Consider the following 20362-nt stretch of genomic DNA (forward strand, 5'->3'; position numbering starts at 1 on the left):
CTGTCCGATCAGTTCGCGGAGGTGTCGTAGAACAGGGAAATCAGCGTGTCGTAGTTCGCCGTCCCCATCTCATGCTCGGCCATCAGGCCCTTCATCCGCTCCCAGGTCTTTTCACGGGCGGCGGCCAGGTAGTTGGCGCGGGCTTCGCCCTGAAGCTCGATCACCTGCATACCGCCTTCCTCCAGCGCGGCGAAATCCTCGTCGCGCTTGGCGCGCAAGGCCTCGACGCTGTCCTTTTCGTGCTGGATCGCCACGTCCTGCAGGATCTGCTGCGCCTCGGGGCTGAGGGAGTTCCAGCGCTCCAGGTTCACGATCACGCCAAGGTCGGTGGAAAAGAAGCTCGGCTCGATCCGATAGTTCAGGAACTCGTTCCACTTCAGGTCGATAAGCCCGATCTGCGTCCAGCCGGTGGCGTCCACCACGCCACGCTCCAGCGCGGAATAGACGTCCGTGGTTGGCAGATCGATCACCTGCGCGCCGAGGTACTCGGTGAAGAAGGCGTTGTAGACCGCGTTGCCGCGCAGCTTGATCCCCGACACGTCGAGGTTGCCCTCGGCGTCCAGTTCAGGCTCGTTCACCATCCACAGGTTGTAGGTCACGCCGCTGTCGAACCAACCGAGGTATTTCAGCCCCATCTTTTCCTGGTGGATCTGGTCGATCAGAGCGATCCCGCCGTTTTCCCGCGTTTCGATCGCCGTCAGGTTGGAGGCGACCATCGCGTCCTTTTCCGGCAGCGAGCCGCCATAGAAAGAGCCCGGCGTGTAGACCATGTCCACGATCCCGTCGCGCACGGCGTCGGGCTGCTGGAACATACCGATCGCCTCCGGCCCGCCGCGCACCTCGATCTGCACGACGCCCTCGCCCGCCGCGTTCACCTTGTCGACGAACTCGAGGAAGCTTTGCGTGTAGATCAGGGTTTCGGGAAAGGCATGCACGGCGGTCAGGGTTTCCTGTGCCGCGGCGACCGTGCCGATCAGGGTGGAGCCGGCGATCAGCCCGGCGAAGACGCGATGTTTCATGGGTTTTCTCCTTTATTATGTGTTTGCAAGGCGGTTACTCCGCCCTGTCCCTGTTGTGGGCGGCTGGGCCGCCCGGACCGGCCCCTGCGGGGGCGGGTCAAGCTCATGTCGCGGGCCACGCCCAGGGGGTGGCCGCGCGGTAGGCGTCGCGGAACGCGGCGTTGGCGTCCCGTTCCTGCAGCGTCAGGTCGATGTCGTCCCAACCGTTGATCAGCTTTTCGCGCCAGGTGTCGGCCAGATCGAATGCCAGTGTCCGATCGCCCAGGGTGATCGTAAGTTCGGTCAGGCTGATGCGTACAGGCGCGGTAGCGTCGCCCAAGCTGGTGATCATCTCCTCCGCCGCCTCCGCGCTGACCCTTGCGGGGAGAAGGCCATTGTTCACCGCGTTGGCGGCGAAGATGTCGCCGAAGCTCGGCGCGATCACCGCGCGGATACCGGAATCCACCAGCGCATAAACCGCCGCCTCGCGGCTGGAGCCGCCGCCGAAGTTGCGCCGGGTGACCAGGACCGAGGCGTCGGGGTGCCGGTTGAGCGCAAATCCCGGCAACTTCGCGCCCTCCGCGTCATGGGCAAGGTCGTGGAGCAGGAAGCGGCCATACCCCTCGCTGCGCGGTGTGGACATGAAGCGTGCCGGGATGATCTGGTCCGTATCCACGTTCTCCAGCGGCAGCACTACGGCGGTGCCCGTGTGTGTGCTCCAGCCGCTCATGCCACGCTCCGTTCCGCCAGCATGGGGCGCACGTCGGTCAGATACCCGGTCACCGCCGCCGCCGCCGCCATCGCGGGGGACATCAGATGCGTGCGCGCACCCCTGCCCTGCCGGCCCCGGAAGTTGCGGTTGGTGGTGGAGGCGCAGCGCTTGCCGGGCTCGACCAGGTCGCCGTTCATGCCAACGCACATCGAGCAGCCTGCCGCGACCCATTCAAGGCCCGCCTCGGTGAAGATCCGGTCCAGCCCCTCCGCCTCGGCCTGCTGTTTCACCAGCGCCGAGCCGGCCGAGACGAGCCCCGGCACCTTTGCCCGCCGCCCCGCCAGCACGGCGGCGGCGGCACGCAGATCCTCTATCCGCGCGTTGGTGCAGGAGCCGATGAAGACCTGGTCCACGGCGATGGAGGTCAGCGGCTGGCCCGGGCGCAGGCCCATGTAGTCCAGCGCGGCCCCGATCCGCGCAGCCTTTTCGGGCGGCGCCGTGGCGGGGTCGGGCACATGGTCGGTAATCGGCGCCGCCTCGTCCGGGCTGGTACCCCAGGTGACCGTGGGGGCGATGTCAGCGGCATCGATCGAAACCTCCCGGTCGAATTCGGCGTCGGGATGGCTGGCCAGCGACAGCCAGTCCTGCTCTGCCCGGTCCCACAGGGCGCCCCTCGGAGCAAACGGGCGCGCGACCAGGTAGTCCAGCGTCACGTCGTCCGGGGCGACCATGCCGCAGCGCGCGCCGCCCTCGATAGACAGGTTGCACAGGGTCAGGCGGGCTTCCACGCTGAGCCCGCGAATGGTGTTCCCCGCATACTCGATGGCATGGCCCCGCGCCCCGTCCGCGCCAAGCCGGGCGATCCAGCCAAGCGCGATATCCTTTGCGCCGACACCGGGCCCAAGTGCCCCATCGACCGTGATGCACATTGTCTTCGGCTTCTTCTGGCGCAGGGTCTGGGTGGCCAGCACATGCGCCACCTCGGTCGCGCCGATGCCGAATCCGATAGCCCCAAGCGCCCCGTGGGTGGAGGTGTGGCTGTCCCCGCAATTGACCAGCAGCCCCGGCAGCGTCAGCCCCTGCTCGGGGCCGATCACGTGCACGATCCCCTGACGCGGATCGCGCAGGCCGAAACAGGTGATCCCGTGCTTCTCGGCGTTTGCCTCAAGCGTCTGGACCATGCGGCGGATCGCCGGATCCTTGATATGCGCGCGCTCCCGCGTCGGCGCGTAGTGATCCACCACGGCGAAGGTCAGCTCCGGCGCCGCCACCTTCAGCCCCCGCTCCGCCAGCTTGGCGAACGCATGGTGCGAGCCTTCGTGCACCAGGTGGCGGTCCACCCACAGAAGCGAGGTGCCGCCCGCGTCGCGGCTGATTTCATGCCGCGCCCAGACCTTGTCGAACAGGGTGCGCGGCGGGCTCATGCGCCCCCCTCGGCCCCGATGACCGGGCTCCAGTGGCGGGCGTCCTCGGCCCCGACGCGCGCGAGGCTCATCTCGAACCGATAAAGGTCTGGGCGATAGAGCGCGGCAAGGTGCTCGATCGCGCGCCCCTCTGCGTCGCGCACCACCCGGATCAGCGAGATCAGCGCCGAGCCTTCCGAGATATCGAGCGAGCGCGCCACCTCAGGTGTGGCCAGCGTGGCCGAGACCCACTGCCGCGCCCCCGCCACCGTGACGCCGCCGCGCTCAAGCAGGCGGAACAGCGGCGTGGTGGCCAGGTCGGATTCGGAATAGCGGCTCGCCAGATCAGCGGGCACATGGGTCGTCAGGTGCGAAAACGGCCCGCCGTCCAGCAGGCGGACGCGCTGAGCCATCTGCACCTCGGCGCCCGGTTCCAGGCCCAGCGCCTGCGCCACCGGCCCCGGCGCGGGCCCGTAGGAAAAGGACAGCAACCGCGCCGTGGTGCGGCGGTGCATTTCCTCAAGCTGGGGAATCAGCGTTGTCAGATCAGCGGTCACGCCCGTATCGCGCCGCGCCGGCAACACGACGGAACCGGCGCCGGTCCGCTTCTCGATTCGCCCGTCCCGCGCCAGCGCGTCGAGCGCGCGGCGCACGGTCACGCGGGACACGGAATACATCTGCGCCAGCCGCTGTTCGCCCGGCAAAAGCGCGCCTTCGGGGTATGTACCGTTGGAAATCTCGTCCAGCAGCAAAAGGTAGACGCGGCGGGACTTGCCACCTTCGGGTTGCAGGTTCTGGACCGGTCCGTTCACGCGCAGATCACCTCCGTTTGCAGGAAGATTAGCCGCCACATCGCCGAAAGCAAGAAACTGTCCGAAAATAATTCAGGCAGATCGGGGCTTGATCGAACATGTATCTGTTCTACAAATATGACAGATTTCACGGAACAGGTTCGATGTCAGACACGTCCCACCCGCCCGACGCCACCGCCATGCACCCTGCCGAGGGGCTTGTCCGCCGTTTCCTTGCGGCACTGGAGGCGCGGGACCTGGAGGCGGCGCGCGCCTGCCTGTCGCCCGGCCTGCGGACGGTCTTCCCCGCCACGGGCGAGATGCGCGACCTGGCGGAGGTGCTGGACTGGGCCGCGCCCCGCTACCAGCGCGTCGGCAAGCACCTGTCGGGCTTCGACGTGCTTCAGGACGGCGCGACCGCCATCGTCTATTGCCGGGGCACGCTGCACGGGCTCTGGCCCGACGGGCAACCCTTCGACGGCATCCGCTTCATCGACCGCTTCGAAATCGAGGGCGGCCTGATCACCCGCCAGGACGTCTGGAACGACCTGGCCGAGCACAAGGGGCTTCGCGCATGAGCGGCATCGACCCGATCACGCTGGCCGTCCTGGCCGGACGGATGGAGCAGATCGCGGACGAGATGGACGCCACGCTGTTCCGCTCGGCCTTCAACCCGATCATCGCGGAAGCGCATGACGCCTCGCACGGGATCTACCACGCGAGCAGCGGCGATACGCTGGTGCAGGGCAAGTCGGGGCTGCCGATCTTCGTGGGGGTGATGTCCTTTGCGGTGCAGGCGGTGATCGAGAAGGCGGCCGCCGATGGCGACATGACGGACGGCGACATCTACATATTCAATGATGCGCATATAGGTGGGACGCATCTCAGCGACATGCGCCTCGTCCGGCCCTTTTTCCGCAACGGCGAGATCTTCTGCTACCTCGCCTCGGTCGGGCACTGGCACGACGTGGGCGGCGCGGTGCCCGGCAACTACAACCCCGGTGCGACGGATGCCCACCAGGAGGCGTTCATCCTGCCCCCGGTGCGCATCGCGCGGGGCGGCGTTCTGCAACAGGACATCGTGGATATCCTGATGCGCAACACCCGCCTGCCACAGTCGGCGATGGGCGATCTGAACGGGCAACTCGGCGCGCTGGACCTTGGCGTGAAGCGGCTGGACGCGCTGCTGGACGAATACGGCGGCGACACGGTGCAAGGCGCACTCGACGCGCTGACCGACCGGGCAGAGGCACTGATGCGCGCCGACCTCTCCGCCCTGCCCGATGGCCGCTGGGAGGCGGAGGACTTCCTCGACAACGACGGGATCACCGACACGCCCCTGCCGATCCGCGTCGCGGTGGAGGTGGCGGGCGACCGGCTGCACCTGGATTTCACCGGCACCGCGCCGGTGACGGCGGGGCCGGTGAATATCGCCCTACCCACCGCCGTGGCCAGTTGCTACGTGGCGATCAAGCACATCTTTCCCGCCCTGCCCGCGAACGCGGGCGTCATGCGCCCCATCGACATCACCGTGCCCGAGGGCAGCCTGCTCTCGGCCGACTTCCCTGCTCCCGTGGGCGGCTATACCGAGACGATCCTGCGCATGATCGACGTCATCTTCTCGGCCATGGCGAAAGCCGCGCCGGAGCGGGTGCCGGCGAACGCCTATGGCACGATCAACGCCCTGTCGATCGCCGGAAAACGCGCGAATGGCGCGCCCTGGGTGATGTTTTCTTTCTACGGGGGCGGGCATGGCGGGACCTCGGAAAGCGACGGGCTGAACCACGGCAACGCGCCGATCTCCACCGCGACGATCCCACCGATGGAAATCCTTGAGGCCGCCTATCCCGTCGTGTTCCGCCAATGGGCCTTGCGCCCTGACAGTGCAGGCGCGGGCCAGCACCGCGGCGGGCTTGGCGCGACCTACGAGATCGAGCTGCTCGAGGAAACCGCCGAGGCCTTCCTGTTCGGAGAGCGTGGCCGCTTCGCACCGCAGGGCGCGGCAGGCGGCGCAACGGCAGCGCTGAACGCTTTCGCTTACCAGACGGACGAGGGGTGGAAAACGCCGCCGCTCGCCTCGAAGATCCGCGGGATCCGGCTGAAACGCGGCCAGCGGGTGCGGCTCGACACGCCCGGCGGCGGCGGTTTCGGCCCCGCGAGCGAGCGCGCGCCCGGGTACGTGGCGCGGGACGTGGCGCTCGGCTATGTCTCGGACGCGGAGGCCGACGCCGCCTACGGGTCTGCCTGGCGGGAGGCAGGGCAATGAGCCGCGCAACCGTCATCGGCGTCGACGTCGGCGGAACCTTCACGGATGTTTTCGTGCTGGACGAAGCGACCGGCAAGGCAAGCATCGCCAAGGTCCCGACCACCCGGCCCGACCAGTCCGGCGGCTTCCTGAACGGGATCTCCCAGCAGGTGGACGACCTTGGCAAGGTGGCCGCCGTGGTGCATGGCACCACCGCCGGCACCAACGCGCTGCTGGAGCGCAAGGGCGCGAAGATCGGCGTTATCACCACGCAAGGGCTGCGCGACGTGCTGGAGATGCGCCGCCGCGACCGCCCCCGCACCTGGGGCCTGCGCGGTGATTTCACCCCCGTCGTGCCCCGCGACCTGCGCCTTGAAGTGCCCGAGCGCACGCTGGCCGACGGCACCATCGAGACACCTGTGGACCTGCCCGCCGTCGAAGCCGCAGCCCGCCAGCTGCTCGAGCAGGGATGCATAGCGGTCGCCATCCTGTTCGCCAACGCCTACGCCAACCCCGAGAACGAGCGCCGCGCGGTAGAGCTGGTGCGCGGCCTCTGGCCGAACCCCCATGTCTCCTGCTCGTCCGAGATCCTGCCCGAGATCCGCGAGTTCGAGCGCTTCTCCACCACCGCGCTGAACGCCTACCTCCAGCCCGAGGTGGCGGGCTACCTCGACCGGCTGGCCAGCGCGCTGAACGCGGGCGGTTTCAAGGGCGAGTTCATGATCGTGCAATCCAACGGCGGCGTGATGAGCACCGATACCGCCTGCCGCCTGCCAATCCGCACCGCCCTGTCGGGCCCCGCCGCGGGGGTCATCGCGGCGGGCCATATCGCGCAGGCGGCAGGCTTCACCAACGTGATCACCGGCGACGTGGGCGGCACCAGTTTCGACGTGTCCCTGATCACCCAGGGGCAGACCGTGCTGTCGCCCCAGACCAGCATCGACTTCGGCATGGTCATCCGCCAGCCGATGATCGAGATCGCGACCATCGGCGCGGGCGGCGGCTCCATCGCCTGGGTGGACAAGGGCGGGCTGCTGAACATCGGGCCGGAAAGCGCCGGGTCCGATCCCGGCCCCGTGGCCTATGGCGGCGGCAATGACCGGCCCACGGTGACGGATGCCAACGTGGTGCTGGGCCGGATCGATCCAGACAATCCCATCGGCGGAAAGCTCAAGCGCCTTGATGTCGAGGCCGCCGCGCGCGCCATCGATACCCATGTCGGCAAGCCGCTGGGCCTGGAAACCATGGCCGCCGCCGAGGCGATCCTGAAGGTCGCCAACGCCCGCATGGCCGGGGCGATCCGGCTGGTGTCCATCGAGCGCGGGTTCGACCCCAAGCGCTTCGCCTTCATGCCCTTCGGCGGCGGCGGCGCGCTGCACGCGGGCGCGATGCTGGCGGAAGTCGGCCTGGGCCGCGCGATCGTGCCGCGCTATCCGGGCGTGACCTCGGCGCTTGGCTGCGTGATCGCGGACATGCGCCAGGACTTCGTTCAGACCCTGAACGCCATGGCAGACAGCGTGGATACAGCCGCGCTGGCGCAGGTGATGCAGGATCACGTGGACGCGGGGCAAAAGACGCTGGCGGCGGCGGGCACCAGCTTCCTGTCCCAGGACATGGTTTTCGAGCTGGACATGGCCTACGCGGGGCAGACGCACACCGTCTCGGTCCCGCTGGAGGTTACTGTCACCGATGGCCGCGTCACGCCGCCGACCCATGCGCAGATCGCGGCGGCCTTCGATGCGACCTATACCGCCGCCTACGGTCGCCTTCTGCCCAAGGGCGTGCGGCGGCTGATCAACCTACGTACGGCCGTGATCGGGCGGCGGCCGAGGTTCGACCTGATGACGCTGGCCCCCGTGGCCACCGGCAGCGCGGAAGACGCGCTGAAAGGCCACCGCCAGGTGCATTTCGCCGATGCCTGGGCGGAAACAGCGATCTACGAGCGGCTCGCCCTGCCCGCGGGCGCGGTGATCCCCGGCCCCGCGATCCTTGAGCAGTCGGACACGACCATCCTGGTGGAGCCGTGGTTGCAAGCCACCGTCGACCCCTTCGGCAACCTGATCCTGGAGCCCCGCCCATGAGCCTTTCGCCCAAACGCACGGCGCTGCTGACGATCGACCTGCAGAACGACTTCCTGCACCCCGAGGGGGCCTATGGACGGGCGGGACAGGCCTCGCCCCTGGCGCAGGCGCTGCCGGGGCGGATCGCGCCACTGGCGGCGGCGCTGAAGGAAAAGGGCGGGATCTATGTCTCGGCCCAGTTCACGCTGGTGCCCGGCCCGGGCGGAGAGCCCCTGATCGCGGAGCATCTGAAAAAGCTGCGCCCCTTCCTCGGCCGGGGGGATTTCGCGCCCGGCAGTTTCGGCAACGCGCTGGTGGACACGCTGGCCCCGGCGGATTTCACCGTCGAGAAGGTGGCCTATTCCGCCTTCTACCAGACGCGGTTGGAATACATCCTGCGCGCCATGAAGATCGAGACGCTGATCGTCGGCGGCATCGTCACCAACGGCGGCGTGGCGAGCACGCTGCGCGATGCGCATCTGCGCGACATTCATACGATCATGCTGACCGACGGCTGCGCCGCCTTCGATCCGAAAGTGCACGCGGCGACGCTGCTGTCCCTTGCCACGGTGACCGAGCAGATGACCTGCGCCGAGGCGCTGAACCTGCTGGAGGCCGCATGAGCCTCCGGACCCGCCTGACCGCGCCCGGGATCGTGCTCGCCCCCGGGGTCTATGACGGGCTGACCGCCCTGCTGGCGCAGGCGGCGGGGTTCGAGGCGCTGTATCTTTCCGGCGCGGCGGTCGCCTACACGCGGCTGGGGCGGCCGGACATCGGGCTGACCTCCGTGTCCGAAATGGCCGACACCATGGCGCTGATCCGCGACCGGGTGGACCTGCCGGTGATCATCGACGCGGATACCGGCTTCGGCAACGCGCTCAACGCCCAGCGCACCATGCGGCTTTACGAGCGCGCCGGGGCGTCAGCCTTGCAACTCGAAGACCAGACCTATCCCAAGCGATGTGGCCACCTGCAGGACAAGTCGCTGATCCCGGCCGCGGAAATGGCGGGCAAGATCGCCGCCATGGCCGACGCGCGGACAAGCGCTGAAACGCTGATCATCGCGCGCACGGACGCCATCGCCGTGGACGGGATCGACGCCGCGCTCGAGCGGGGCGAGGCCTATGTCACCGCCGGCGCGGACGTGCTGTTCATCGAAGCCCCCCGCTCGGCCGACGAACAGGCCCGGATCACGACGCAATTCGCGGGCCGCGTGCCGCTGCTGGCCAACATGGTCGAAGGTGGTGCGACCCCCATCGGCGCGGCGACGGAGCTTGAGGCCCTCGGCTTTGACATCGTGATCTTTCCCGGCGGCATCGTGCGCGCGCTGGCCCGCACGGCGGAGGACTATTACCAAAGCCTTGCGAGCCATGGCACTACCCGCCCCTTCTCGGACCGGATGTTCGACTTCGACGGGCTGAACCAGCGCCTCGGCACCGCCGACCTGCTGGCGCGGGGCAAGGACTATGACGGCGGCGATGCGTGAGCCGGGCATCGCCGCGCCGCCTGAGGGCGGTTTCGGCTGGACGGTCCAAACCCTGATCGTCGGCGCGGGGGCCTGCGGCATGACCGCAGCACTCGCCGCCCGGGACGCCGGGCAAGAGGTGCTGATCGTTGAGCGGGACGCTCTGCCGCGCGGCTCCACCGCGCTGTCGGCGGGGCTGATCCCGGCGGGTGGCACGCGCTGGCAGGCGGCGGCGGGGATCGAGGACAGCGCGGCGGCCCATGCGGCGGACATCCAGAAGAAAGCGAAGGGGCAGAACGACCCGGGGTTCGTCGCGTCCATCGCCGAGGGCGCGGCGCCCGCGCTGGAATGGCTGGCGGATGCGCATGGGCTGGCGTTCTCGCTGGTCACGGATTTCGACTATCCCGGCCACGGCCAGCGACGGATGCACGGGCTGCCCTCACGCTCGGGGCGGGAGTTGGTGGACGCGCTGCGCACCGCCTGCGAGCGGACGGATATCGCGATGCTCTACGAGGCGCAGGTCACCACGCTGCATGTGACGGGGCGCCGCGTGACCGGCGTCACCCTGACCCGCCCCGACGGCAGCGAGGAGGCGATCGGCTGCGCCCGCCTGATCCTGGCCTGCAACGGCTTTGGCGGCAACCGCGCGATGGTGGCCGAGCATATGCCCGAGATCGAGACAGCGCTCTGGTTCGGCCATGACGGCAACCGGGGCGAGGCGGTGCTCTGGGGCCGCGCCATGGGGGCGGGAACGCGCCACCTCGGGGCGTACCAGGGGCATGGCAACGTGGCGCATCCCCATGGCATCCTGATCACCTGGGCGGTGATCACCGAGGGCGGCGTGCAGGTGAACCGCGACGGCCAGCGCTTCTGGAACGAAGCCCAGGGCTATTCCGAGGCAGCCCGCGCGGTGATGGCCCAGCCCGGCGGCGCGGCCTGGGCGATCTTCGACGCGAGGATCGCCGCCATCGCCCGCCAGTTCGAGGATTTTCGCACCGCCGAGGCTGAGGGCGCGTTCGTGCAGGCGGACACCCTGCCGGACCTGGCCGAGGCGCTGGGACTGCCCGGCCCGGCCCTGGCGCAGACCGTCGCCGCGATCCCGCCCGATGCCACACCCGACGCCTTTGGCCGGGTGTTCCAGGGGCCGCGCCTGTCGCCGCCCTTCCTGGGCGTGCGCGTAACCGGCGCGCTGTTCCACACGCAAGGCGGGCTCGTGGTCAGCCCCAAGGGGCGGGTGCTGGATGCAGCGGGACAACCCTTCGCGAACCTCTTCGCCGCCGGGGGCGCGGCCTGCGGCGTTTCGGGGGACGGGGACGCGGGGTACCTGTCGGGCAACGGCCTGCTGACGGCGGTGGTCCTCGGCCGCGCCGCCGGCATGGCCCGGGGATCGGCCGGGGATTGAGCGACGCGCTGGTGTTTGCGACGGCTTGAAACGCGGCCTCCCCCGCCTCTATCCTTGAAGGTAGCACCCTTGAGTGCGCCTCGCCCCCAAGGAACCGGCGGGGCGCGCGGCAGCGAAAGGACAGGCAGCGATGCGCCTCGATACTCCGACCTGCGATTTCGGCTGGCAGGCCCCTGACTTCACCCTTGACGATACCACGGGGCAGCCGCATCGGATGCGCGATCACCTCGGCGGGAACGGCCTGCTGATTGCCTTCATTTGCAACCACTGCCCCTATGTGAAGGCCATCGCCGACCGGCTGGCCGAGGACGCGCGAACCCTGATGGACGAGGGGATCGGCGTGCTGGCCATCATGTCGAACGACTACCGGGCCTACCCTGAAGACAGCCCCCGCAAGATGGCCGACTTCGCGGCGGCGCATGGCTTCCCCTTTCCCTACCTGATCGACGAGGATCAGGCGGTGGGCAAGGCCTATGGCGCGGTCTGCACGCCGGATTTCTTCGGGCTGAACAGCTCAGGCGCGCTGCAATACCGTGGCCGGCTGGACGATGCGGGCCGGGGCGACGCCAGCGACCGCACGCCCGAACTGGTGAACGCCATGCGGATGATCGCCCGCACGGGCAACGGACCGAGGGCGCACCCCCCCTCCATGGGATGCTCGATCAAGTGGACCTGAGGCCAAAGGAACCGATGCGCCCGGGGCCGACAGGATGACGCCCTACAACGGCGCGATCACCTTCCGCAGCTACCGGTCCACGGACAGGGACTGGGTGCACGCCGCCCATCTGCACCACTATGAAAAGGCCGAGGGATTCAGCCCCGACTTCGGTGACGCGGTGTCCGGCGCGCTCGACCTGCTCGAGGCCCGGATCGGCGATGGAAGATCCCGCTTCACCATCGCCGAAGCCGCCGGGCACAGGGTCGGCTGCATCTTCTTTTGTGCCGAAACGGCCGCTGCGGGGCGGATCCGGCTGTTCTACCTGGACCCGGCGCATCGCGGGCGCGGCATCGGCAAGGCCATGCTGACGGGTATCCTCGACCATGCGGCGCGCGAGGGGGTCGAGACGGTCCTCGTCTCGACCTTCGATCGGCACCGGGACGCCTGCCGGCTCTATGCCGCCCTCGGCTTTCTCGGCACGACGGGCGCGGAGCGCACGGCCTTCGGGCAGCGCTTGCGGCAGGTCGATTTCACGCTCGACCTGGCGGACCACCGCACCGGGTGACACCGGACGCCACACGCGCAGTCCCCTGAAGGAATTTCGTACCCGATGGAATAGCCGCCCGCCTTTGGACGTTAGTAAGGGAATGCACCCTGTGTGCGTTGCAAAAGCCAAGGGAGGAAATCATGTCACCAGATGGAAACAACGGGAACGATCTGCGCGCGAAATTCGCGGAAGACCCGGAAGCGGCGGATCGCGAAGTCTTCGGAAGAAAGTCGTTCCCGGATCGCCGAGGGTTTCTGAAGGGCGCGGGCCTCGCGTCCATGACGGCGGCGGTGGGCATGGCGATCCCCTTCCACCGCAACATCCCGCAGGGGTTCATCCCCGCCGCCATGGCGCAGGGCAACCCCATCATGGGCAAGGACGGGCTGACGCTTTTGAACGACCGCCCGCTCAACGCGGAAACCCCGCCCGAGTTGCTGGACGACGCGATCACGCCGACCAACCGGCACTTCATCCGCAACAACGGCCTCGTGCCCGACGACACCAGCGCCGAGGGTTGGACGCTGACCGTCGATGGGCTGGTCGACAGCCCGCTGGAGCTGTCCATCGCCGACCTGCGCGACCGTTTCGAGGTGGTCACCATGGCGCTGACCGTGGAATGCGGCGGCAACGGCCGGGCGTTCTTCGACCCGCCCGCAAGCGGTAACCAGTGGACCTATGGCGCGGTGGCCTGCTCGGAATGGACCGGCGTGCGCCTGAAGGACGTGCTCGAGGCGGCGGGCGTGCAGTCCAACGTGATCTACACCGCGCATTACGGGGCGGACGCGCATCTGTCGGGCAATCCCGATCTGATCCCGATCTCTCGCGGGATGCCTATCGACAAGGCGATGACCGACAACATCCTGATCGCGTTCGAAATGAACGGGGCCGAGCTTCACCCGATGAACGGCGCGCCGCTACGCCTTGTCGTGCCGGGCTGGCCGGGGTCCTGCTCGCAGAAATGGCTGACGCGGATCGAGCTGCGCGACGTGGTGCACGACGGGCCGAAGATGACCGGCACCTCCTACCGCGTGCCGGCCTACCCGGTCTCCGCCGGGGCAGAGGTGCCCGAGGAAGACTTCGTGATCATCGAGCGGATGCCGGTGAAATCGCTGGTCACCTTCCCCGCCAACGGCGTTTCGACGGCCATGTCGACCGAGGTGCGGGGCCATGCCTGGTCAGGCGATCGCACGATCGATCGCGTGGACATCTCCATCGACTTCGGCGCGACGTGGCAGGCGGCCACGCTGGATGCCCCGGCCAACGACGGCGCATGGCAGAACTGGCGCGCCACTGTCGATTTCCCCGAGGCCGGCTATTACGAGGTCTGGGCCCGCGCCACGGACAGCGAGGGCATCATGCAGCCCTTCGCGATCGACTGGAACCCGAAGGGTTATCTGAACAACTCGATGCACCGCGTCGGGTTGCGGGTCGGCTGAAGCGGCGGGTGGCGGGCTTCCCGCCACCCCCTCGCAGCCAGAATGGAGCAGAAAGCAGCATGACATTCACATTTTTCCGAGCCGCGGTTTGCGCGGCGGCAGTCACCTTCGCCCCCGCCGGCTATGCACAGGACATCGGCGCGCGGCTCGCCTCCGCCGATCAGGGCGCGGGTGAGAAGATCTTCCGCCAGTGCCAGACCTGCCACGCGATCGACAACAGCGGGGCGCGGCGCGTCGGCCCGGACCTTTACGGCGTGGTGGGCCGCGAGGTCGCCTCGGTCGAGGGGTTCCGCTATTCCCCCGCGATGCAGGAGCTCGGCGGCGCGTGGACGCCCGAGCGCCTCGACGCCTATCTTGAGGACCCGCGCGGCAACGTGCCCGGAACTCGCATGAGCTTCCGCGGACTTCGCGACGCACAAGAGCGTGCGGATGTCATCGCCTACCTCAACAGCCAGAGCGATGCGCCGCTCGACCTGGCCGGGGCCGGGTCCGACGCAGCCGCCAGCGGGGACACGCAGGCCACAGCCGAGGCGGAAGCCCCCGCCGAGGAGGACTTCGGACAACTCGTCGTCGCCCCCGGTGCCGAGGAAACCTATTACGCCTGCACCGCCTGCCATTCCGAGATGATCGTCGCCCAGCAGGGCAAGACGCGCGAAGGCTGGGACAAGCTGTTCGACTGGATGATCGAGGAACAGGGCATGGCCGAACTGCCCGAGGACGAGCGCAATATCATCCTCGACTACCTGGCCGCGCACTACAACACGGACAGGCCCAACTTCCCGCGCCCCTGAGGCGGGACTTCAGCAGCGCCCCTGCCCCGACCTGGGCCCACAGGGCCGGAACACCTCAGGCGCAGGGCACTGCCTGGTTCGTCGCATCCCTGGCTGCGGCGAACAGCGGCGCGGCGGGGCTTTCGCGCTCCGTATCCTCCTTCAGCAGCGCCGCGATTGCATGGAAGCGGTCTGCGTCCATGCCCACGGCCAGGACCGAGTAGTGCAGCTCGCCCCCAGACCAGCTTGCGATCAGAAGATCCGGGTCACGCCCCGGCAGGCGCGGCGCAGCGGTATGGGTACCAAAGGTCAGGCGGCAGCCGTTGACGCCGGAATAATGCAGGAAAAACCCGCCAGACCCCGCCTTCGCGAAATCGACCAGCGTCAGGTTCGCGGCCGACAGGTCCGGCTGCTGCCCCATCCACCGGGTTCCCGCGGCCGGGTGCAGCACACCGTCCCCAACGTAGGACTGGGCCACGAAGTGACCATGCCAGTCCAACGGCGTCGCGGGCGCGGAACTCCGCGCGCCGAAGGTCACGCTGACAAGGGCCACCGTCAGGGCCAGGCAGGCGGCGATGGCCAGCACCGCGAGCTTCGGCGCCCGCGTGGCGACCGGGCCGGGCAGCGCCGCGATATCCGGGCGCAGCCCTTTCAGCGCCGCCGAGACCCCCTGTATGCCGTCAAGCGCCTCTCGCAGGGCCGGCTCCCTTTCCAGGCGGGCGCGCAGCACCCCGGCCTGCGCCGGGTCAAGCTCGCCATCGTGAAAGGCGCTGACAAGCTCCAGGTCGTCGTCGGAAATCATCATGCGTCGCCTACCCTGTTCTTCTTCAGCACCTCTTCCCCCTGCCCGCTGTCCACCATCTCGCGAAGCGCCTTGCGCGCCCGGCTGAGCCGGCTCATGACGGTTCCATCGGCGACCCCCATCACCTGCGCGGCTTCCGCATATTTCAGGCCCATGATGTCCACAAGGAAAAGGACTTCCCGTTTGTCCGGGGGCAGCCGCCGGAAGCCGAGCCTGAGCAACACGTCCCGGGCATGGTCCGGGACGGGCGCGCCATGTGAGGATAGACGTTTCTCGGCGGCGACATATTCCCGCCGGACGCGGCGTTTGCGCAATTCGTCGTAATACAGGTTACGGATCACGCGGAACATCCACGGCCTGAGCGCGGACAACGTATTCGGCGTGCTCCGGGATTTCAGCGAGCGTTCGATGGAATCCTGCACCAGGTCTTCCGCCGCGTCGTGACCCTCGCAGATCGAACGCGCATAGGCCCGCAACTCGGGCAGCAGCACCTCGATCTGGCTTAAGGATCCCATGGGATGACTATGGCCCACGGGCGGCCATGCGTCAAAGCGGAACGCATCCGGCGGCGGCGAGCGATGCGCGGCCCCGCGGGGCGGAATGCTGGACGATTCGCCACGCCTGCGCCACTGTGACGCCAGCATAAGCCAAGGGAGGCACTTATGGATTTTCTGACGGACCCATTTCTCATCGATCGTTCCCGCTTCGACGGGCCCGTCCTGGTCACCGGGGCCGGGGGCTGCATCGGCGCCTGGACCGTCGCGATCCTCGCCCGCTCGGGGGTGGAGGTGATCGCTTTCGACCTTTCCGAAGCGCGAACGCGCCCCGCACTCGTCATGGGCGACGCGGCGGCCGAGGCGCTGACCTGGGAAAGCGGGGACATCACTGACAAGGCCCGGCTGGAGCAGATCTGCACCCGGCACGGCATTCGCGCCATCATCCACCTCGCGGGGCTTCAGGTGCCCTTCTGCAAGGCGGATCCGGCGGCGGGTGCGCGGGTAAACGTGGAAGGCACGATCAACGTGCTGGAAACCGCGCGCAACGCCGGCATGAAGCGGCTGGCCTACGCCAGTTCCGTGGCGGCGCACGGCATGCCGCCGGGCGGGCCGATGCTGGCCACGCTCTACGGCGCCTACAAGCTGGCGAACGAATACACGGCCAAGGTCTACTGGCTCGACTGGGGGGTGCCCTCGGTCGGGATCCGGCCGAACGTCGTCTACGGGGTGGCGCGCGACCAGGGAATGACCTCGGGCTTCAGCGTCGCGCTGGCGCATACGGCCCTGGGGACGCCCTTCGCCATTCCGTTCAGCGGCGCGATCAGCTGGCTCTACGCCGGGGAAGCGGCGGCCGCCTTCATCGCCGCCGTCTCAAGCGAGCGTGGCGAGGCGGAGGTCTTTGACCTCAACGGCAGTTGCATGAGCGTCGAGGACGGCATTGGCATCCTTGACGCCATCGCCCCGGATCACCGGATCACCGTGACCGGCAGCCCCCTTGCCCTACCCGCGGACCTGAGCGACGCCCCGATCCGCGGCCACGTCGGGGCCTACCCCTCGATCCCGCCCGAGGAAGGGATCCGCGCGACGCTGAAAGCCTTCAGAACACTCGCCGGGGAGGGTCGGCTGCCCGCGCCAAGGTGAGCCCCCCGCCCCTTCCCGGGCGAGCCCTCACGCTGCGGGGGTGCGTGCGGCCACGCCCTGGCGGCGCGCGGCCAGCAGGACCAGCGCCCAGGCCCCCGGAAGGATCACCAGCGTTTCCCAGGGAAGCGCCGGCGTCTGCAGGGTCAGCAGCCCAGGCCAGATGCCCGCCACGAAAAGCCCGAACGCCACCCAATGCGACAGGCCGACGCCAGCCGCCACCAGGACGAGGGCGACCCGCCCCCGCCGCGTCAGGGCGGGCCAGACCGCGGCGAGCGTGAACACCGACAGCATCGGCAGCGCCCATGTGATCGGCCGCCCGACGATAAGCAGCGCATAGGCCAGCGCGAAGGCGCTGGCGAAGGTCAGCGCGCGCCCGCGCAACACCAGCCCCGAGATCCCGAGCAGCAGCCCGTAAAGCGCGATCGACGCGGCCTGCGCCGCGCCAAACGGCAGGCCGAGGTTCAGAAACACCTGCAACGGCGCGCGGTTCCACGTGCGCATGGGCCACTGCGACGCGTCATCCAGGGCGAAATACAGGAACTCCGCCGGCGCGCTTGCATAGGCAAGGAAGTCCGCCCGCGCCGCCGGTGGCCACCTGAGGATATCGAGCGCGATCAGCACAAGCGCCGCGCCAGCGCAGATCACCGAAGCGCGCAGGAAGTCGCGCCGCCCGGGCGTGGCGCAAAGGCCAAGGCAGGCGAAGGCAGCGAACAGCAGAGCGAACTGCGGTTTGACCAGCAGGACCGCCGCCACAACCGGTGCCGCCGCAAGGGGATGGCGCGCCCATAGCAGCCGGCAGGCCAGAAGCGACAGGGCGATCAGCAGGATCTCGACATTGCCGCCCATGAAGACGGCGATCAGGTCTATGGACACGCACGCGGGCAGAAGCCACACCGCCGACCGCAAGCCGGACAGCCGCCACCAGCCGAGGCAAAGACCGATCGTTGCCCCGGCAAGAAGCACGAGGAATTGCCCACCGGTCAGGCCGGTCTGTTGCAGCACCAGCGCCAGACCCGGCGGATAGAGGTAGGGGCCGGATACGACCCCTGCCGCGTCTGGCCCTGCCGCGTCTGGGCGGAACACGGCAAGCGCGCTTTCATGCATCGCCTGCCACGTGCCGCGGACGGTTTCGGCCGCCGGATAGGGCGAACCGCTTTGCCCAAGACGCTCAGCCGCCAGAGCATAGGTGCGGTAATCCACCGGCAACTCCCCGGCATCGAGCGTGATCGCCCGCAGCGCGAGGGTGAGCAGGATCCACCACGCCGAAAAGAGGGCCACAGCGAGCGCAGGTCTGAGCATGGACCCACCCTAACCACAGGCATCCGCCCCGCGCCAGATAGAAGCAGGGCACGCGCGCCCCTCGACAAGTCCGCGCAAAAGGCCTAGAGAGCGCGCAATCCCTGCAGTTCCATGCTTGACCCCGTGCGTCCGGACGCACCCTGAGCCCTTTCCAGAATCGAGTACTTCCCGTTGAAACCGACCCTTGCCGCCGCGCTTGAAGAGCGCGGATTTGATACCCTTACCCCAGTCCAGCAGGCGGTCATCGCCGAGGAGGCCGTGGGCGCGGACCTTCTGGTCTCCGCGCAGACCGGCTCGGGCAAGACGCTGGGCTTCGGCCTTGCCATGGCGCCGACCGTATTGGGCGAGGACGATACCTTCGCCCCCGCTGCCGCGCCGCTGGCGCTGGTGATCGCACCCACACGAGAGCTTGCGTTGCAGGTGAAGCGCGAACTCAGCTGGCTTTACGCCGGTGCCGGGGCGGTCGTCGCCTCCTGCGTCGGGGGCATGGACATGCGCGACGAGCGCCGCGCGCTGGCGCGGGGCGCGCATATCGTCGTGGCCACGCCGGGGCGTCTGCGCGATCACATCATGCGCAATTCCATCGACCTTGGCGAAATCCGCGCCGTGGTGCTGGACGAGGCGGACGAGATGCTGGACCTCGGGTTTCGCGAGGACCTGGAGTTCATCCTCGCCGCGCTGCCGGAATCGCGCCAGACGCTGATGTTCTCGGCCACCGTGCCGAAGGCGATCGCGACGCTCGCCAAGACCTACCAGCGCGACGCCCTGCGGATCACGACCCGCAGCGACGACGGCCAGCACGCGGATATCTCCTACCGCGCGCTTGGCGTGGCCGAGCGGGACGTGGAAAACGCCATCATCAACGTGCTGCGCTTCTACGAGGCGCCAAACGCTATCGTTTTCGCCAATACCCGCGCCATGGTGAACCGGCTGACCACGCGCCTGTCGAACCGCGGCTTCTCGGTCGTGGCGCTGTCGGGCGAACTGTCCCAGGCCGAGCGCAGCCATGCGCTTCAGGCGATGCGCGACGGGCGGGCGCGGGTCTGCGTGGCAACTGATGTGGCCGCACGGGGGATCGACCTGCCGAACCTCGACCTGGTGGTTCATGCAGAGCTGCCGAGCAACCACGAAACGCTGCTGCACCGCTCCGGCCGGACCGGGCGCGCCGGGCGCAAGGGGGTCAGCGTGCTTATCGCGCCGCCGAAGTCGCGGCGCAAGGCAGAGCGAATCCTGTCCCAGGGCCGCCTCAGCGCGGAATGGGGCGACGCACCCTCCGCCGACGCGGTGCGGGCCGAGGACATGGCCCGCCTGCTGAACGATCCGGCATGGCAGACCCCGGTCGAGGGCGCGGACGCGGAACTGGCCAGCGAGCTGGCCACCCGTTTCTCGGCCGACCAGTTGGCCGCGGCCTATGTTCGCCTGCGCGGCGAGCAGCATTCCGCCCCCGAGGAACTGTCGGACCCCGACGCGCCCCCGGCCCCGCGCGAGGCCTTCGGCCCCAGCCAGTGGTTCGCCGTGTCCGGCGGCCGCCAGCAGAACGCCGAGCCGCGGCGCATCCTGCCGATGCTGTGCAAGGCCGGTGGCCTCAACCGCGAAGACGTGGGCGCGATCCGCGTCCAGGCCTCCGAAAGCTTCGTGCAGATCCGCGAAAGCGCGGTGGCCGGGTTCCTGTCCACGCTCGGCCCTGCCATGACGCTGGAAGGCGACACCACCGTGCGCCCCGCCGACGCGCCCCCGCCCGCCGGTGGCCCGCGTGGAAATGGCCCGCGCAAGCCCGCACCCAAGCCGCATCGCGGTTCCGAGGCGCGCTCAGGCAAACCTGCTCCGAAAGGGGATGCGCCCGAACGCGCCGCGCCCGCGGCGAAGAAGGCCAATGCCGCGGCGCCAATCGACTGGAACGACGCCCCCGCACCGCGTCAGCGCAAGCCCAAGCCCGGCGCCAAGGGCCGTCCGGCGAAACCGGATGCGCCCGCAAAGCGCGCCTATGAGCCGAGCGGCGCTGAGCCGGGCGTCGCGCCGCTCAAGCCCAAGGGGCCGCCGCCGCCGAAAGGCAAGTCCAACAGCAAGAAGAACAAGGCCCGCATCTCTGCCGCGAAGGCAGCGAAGAAAGCCCCGAAAAGCCGCAGGGACTGAGCGG

The 20362-nt window shown here is 68.8% G+C and carries 19 protein-coding genes; 12 read left to right on the forward strand and 7 right to left on the reverse strand.

Translation table 11 applies throughout. The features are described 5' to 3' along the window. Positions 1-8: 8 nt before the first annotated feature. From dctP to DJ029_RS16170, 4 genes are all read right to left on the reverse strand, one after another. On the reverse strand, positions 9-1019 hold the full coding sequence (dctP, locus tag DJ029_RS16155; RefSeq protein ID WP_112323531.1) for a TRAP transporter substrate-binding protein DctP: 1011 nt from the start codon (positions 1017-1019) through the stop codon (positions 9-11). A gap of 103 nt (positions 1020-1122) precedes the next feature. Continuing rightward, on the reverse strand, positions 1123-1728 hold the full coding sequence (gene leuD / locus DJ029_RS16160; RefSeq protein WP_112323532.1) for a 3-isopropylmalate dehydratase small subunit: 606 nt from the start codon (positions 1726-1728) through the stop codon (positions 1123-1125). Next, complete coding sequence (leuC, locus tag DJ029_RS16165) at positions 1725-3134, reverse strand: 3-isopropylmalate dehydratase large subunit (protein ID WP_112323533.1); 1410 nt, start codon at positions 3132-3134, stop codon at positions 1725-1727. The genes leuD and leuC overlap by 4 nt, the downstream gene beginning before the upstream one ends. Then, positions 3131-3925, reverse strand: a complete 795-nt coding sequence (locus DJ029_RS16170) for a GntR family transcriptional regulator (protein WP_112323534.1) — start codon at positions 3923-3925, stop codon at positions 3131-3133. The genes leuC and DJ029_RS16170 overlap by 4 nt, the downstream gene beginning before the upstream one ends. Positions 3926-4068: 143 nt before the next feature. Here DJ029_RS16170 and DJ029_RS16175 point away from each other — a divergent pair, with 143 nt between their 5' ends. From DJ029_RS16175 to DJ029_RS16220, 10 genes are all read left to right on the forward strand, one after another. Further along, on the forward strand, positions 4069-4482 hold the full coding sequence (locus DJ029_RS16175; RefSeq protein WP_112323621.1) for a nuclear transport factor 2 family protein: 414 nt from the start codon (positions 4069-4071) through the stop codon (positions 4480-4482). Continuing rightward, the gene (locus DJ029_RS16180; protein ID WP_112323535.1) at positions 4479-6170 is read left to right on the forward strand and encodes a hydantoinase B/oxoprolinase family protein; all 1692 of its coding nucleotides are present in this window, start codon (positions 4479-4481) and stop codon (positions 6168-6170) included. The genes DJ029_RS16175 and DJ029_RS16180 overlap by 4 nt, the downstream gene beginning before the upstream one ends. After that, positions 6167-8230: a hydantoinase/oxoprolinase family protein gene (locus DJ029_RS16185; RefSeq protein ID WP_112323536.1), complete on the forward strand. Its 2064-nt coding sequence runs from the start codon at positions 6167-6169 to the stop codon at positions 8228-8230. The genes DJ029_RS16180 and DJ029_RS16185 overlap by 4 nt, the downstream gene beginning before the upstream one ends. Further along, entirely contained in the window at positions 8227-8832 is a 606-nt protein-coding gene (locus tag DJ029_RS16190) for a cysteine hydrolase family protein (RefSeq protein ID WP_112323537.1), read from the forward strand. Before DJ029_RS16185 ends, DJ029_RS16190 begins: the two co-directional genes overlap by 4 nt. After that, a complete protein-coding gene (locus DJ029_RS16195; RefSeq protein ID WP_112323538.1) occupies positions 8829-9695 on the forward strand; it encodes an isocitrate lyase/PEP mutase family protein in 867 nt (288 codons plus the stop codon). The genes DJ029_RS16190 and DJ029_RS16195 overlap by 4 nt, the downstream gene beginning before the upstream one ends. Beyond that, entirely contained in the window at positions 9688-11076 is a 1389-nt protein-coding gene (locus tag DJ029_RS16200) for an FAD-dependent oxidoreductase (protein ID WP_112323622.1), read from the forward strand. The genes DJ029_RS16195 and DJ029_RS16200 overlap by 8 nt, the downstream gene beginning before the upstream one ends. 130 nt (positions 11077-11206) lie before the next feature. After that, complete coding sequence (locus DJ029_RS16205) at positions 11207-11752, forward strand: thioredoxin family protein (protein WP_112323539.1); 546 nt, start codon at positions 11207-11209, stop codon at positions 11750-11752. 34 nt (positions 11753-11786) lie between these two features. Next, positions 11787-12299: a GNAT family N-acetyltransferase gene (locus DJ029_RS16210; protein ID WP_112323540.1), complete on the forward strand. Its 513-nt coding sequence runs from the start codon at positions 11787-11789 to the stop codon at positions 12297-12299. 122 nt (positions 12300-12421) lie between these two features. Continuing rightward, complete coding sequence (locus tag DJ029_RS16215; protein ID WP_112323541.1) at positions 12422-13717, forward strand: sulfite oxidase; 1296 nt, start codon at positions 12422-12424, stop codon at positions 13715-13717. Positions 13718-13776: 59 nt separating this feature from the next. Continuing rightward, the gene (locus DJ029_RS16220; protein WP_112323542.1) at positions 13777-14508 is read left to right on the forward strand and encodes a c-type cytochrome; all 732 of its coding nucleotides are present in this window, start codon (positions 13777-13779) and stop codon (positions 14506-14508) included. Between the two features lie 55 nt (positions 14509-14563). Here the strand turns inward: DJ029_RS16220 and DJ029_RS16225 are convergent, their stop codons facing one another. Then, positions 14564-15292, reverse strand: coding sequence for an anti-sigma factor family protein (locus DJ029_RS16225; RefSeq protein WP_112323543.1), 729 nt, complete (start codon positions 15290-15292; stop codon positions 14564-14566). Further along, on the reverse strand, positions 15289-15804 hold the full coding sequence (locus tag DJ029_RS16230; protein ID WP_112323544.1) for an RNA polymerase sigma factor: 516 nt from the start codon (positions 15802-15804) through the stop codon (positions 15289-15291). The genes DJ029_RS16225 and DJ029_RS16230 overlap by 4 nt, the downstream gene beginning before the upstream one ends. A 147-nt stretch (positions 15805-15951) precedes the next feature. Here DJ029_RS16230 and DJ029_RS16235 point away from each other — a divergent pair, with 147 nt between their 5' ends. Further along, positions 15952-16926 (forward strand): NAD-dependent epimerase/dehydratase family protein, encoded by a 975-nt coding sequence (locus tag DJ029_RS16235; RefSeq protein ID WP_112323545.1) that lies wholly within the window; start codon positions 15952-15954, stop codon positions 16924-16926. A gap of 27 nt (positions 16927-16953) precedes the next feature. Here DJ029_RS16235 and DJ029_RS16240 read toward each other — a convergent pair whose 3' ends face one another. Further along, positions 16954-18225 carry a hypothetical protein gene (locus DJ029_RS16240; protein ID WP_157966403.1) on the reverse strand — a complete coding sequence of 424 codons (1272 nt, stop codon included), beginning with the start codon at positions 18223-18225 and terminating at the stop codon, positions 16954-16956. Between the two features lie 171 nt (positions 18226-18396). Between DJ029_RS16240 and DJ029_RS16245 the strand changes: the two genes are divergently transcribed. Continuing rightward, complete coding sequence (locus DJ029_RS16245; RefSeq protein WP_112323547.1) at positions 18397-20358, forward strand: DEAD/DEAH box helicase; 1962 nt, start codon at positions 18397-18399, stop codon at positions 20356-20358. Positions 20359-20362 lie beyond the last annotated feature (4 nt).

Source organism: Oceanibium sediminis, assembly GCF_003265325.1.
Lineage (GTDB): Bacteria > Pseudomonadota > Alphaproteobacteria > Rhodobacterales > Rhodobacteraceae > Halovulum > Halovulum sediminis.

What these genes read in the sequence shown, in the direction of transcription:
- dctP (WP_112323531.1), bottom strand. Translation starts at nt 1,019, where the DNA reads ATGAAACATCGCGTCTTCGCCGGGCTGATCGCCGGCTCCACCCTGATC.
- leuD (WP_112323532.1), bottom strand. Translation starts at nt 1,728, where the DNA reads ATGAGCGGCTGGAGCACACACACGGGCACCGCCGTAGTGCTGCCGCTG.
- leuC (WP_112323533.1), bottom strand. Translation starts at nt 3,134, where the DNA reads ATGAGCCCGCCGCGCACCCTGTTCGACAAGGTCTGGGCGCGGCATGAA.
- DJ029_RS16175 (WP_112323621.1), top strand. Translation starts at nt 4,069, where the DNA reads ATGTCAGACACGTCCCACCCGCCCGACGCCACCGCCATGCACCCTGCC.
- DJ029_RS16180 (WP_112323535.1), top strand. Translation starts at nt 4,479, where the DNA reads ATGAGCGGCATCGACCCGATCACGCTGGCCGTCCTGGCCGGACGGATG.
- DJ029_RS16185 (WP_112323536.1), top strand. Translation starts at nt 6,167, where the DNA reads ATGAGCCGCGCAACCGTCATCGGCGTCGACGTCGGCGGAACCTTCACG.
- DJ029_RS16190 (WP_112323537.1), top strand. Translation starts at nt 8,227, where the DNA reads ATGAGCCTTTCGCCCAAACGCACGGCGCTGCTGACGATCGACCTGCAG.
- DJ029_RS16195 (WP_112323538.1), top strand. Translation starts at nt 8,829, where the DNA reads ATGAGCCTCCGGACCCGCCTGACCGCGCCCGGGATCGTGCTCGCCCCC.
- DJ029_RS16200 (WP_112323622.1), top strand. Translation starts at nt 9,688, where the DNA reads ATGCGTGAGCCGGGCATCGCCGCGCCGCCTGAGGGCGGTTTCGGCTGG.
- DJ029_RS16205 (WP_112323539.1), top strand. Translation starts at nt 11,207, where the DNA reads ATGCGCCTCGATACTCCGACCTGCGATTTCGGCTGGCAGGCCCCTGAC.
- DJ029_RS16210 (WP_112323540.1), top strand. Translation starts at nt 11,787, where the DNA reads ATGACGCCCTACAACGGCGCGATCACCTTCCGCAGCTACCGGTCCACG.
- DJ029_RS16215 (WP_112323541.1), top strand. Translation starts at nt 12,422, where the DNA reads ATGTCACCAGATGGAAACAACGGGAACGATCTGCGCGCGAAATTCGCG.
- DJ029_RS16220 (WP_112323542.1), top strand. Translation starts at nt 13,777, where the DNA reads ATGACATTCACATTTTTCCGAGCCGCGGTTTGCGCGGCGGCAGTCACC.
- DJ029_RS16225 (WP_112323543.1), bottom strand. Translation starts at nt 15,292, where the DNA reads ATGATGATTTCCGACGACGACCTGGAGCTTGTCAGCGCCTTTCACGAT.
- DJ029_RS16230 (WP_112323544.1), bottom strand. Translation starts at nt 15,804, where the DNA reads ATGGGATCCTTAAGCCAGATCGAGGTGCTGCTGCCCGAGTTGCGGGCC.
- DJ029_RS16235 (WP_112323545.1), top strand. Translation starts at nt 15,952, where the DNA reads ATGGATTTTCTGACGGACCCATTTCTCATCGATCGTTCCCGCTTCGAC.
- DJ029_RS16240 (WP_157966403.1), bottom strand. Translation starts at nt 18,225, where the DNA reads ATGCTCAGACCTGCGCTCGCTGTGGCCCTCTTTTCGGCGTGGTGGATC.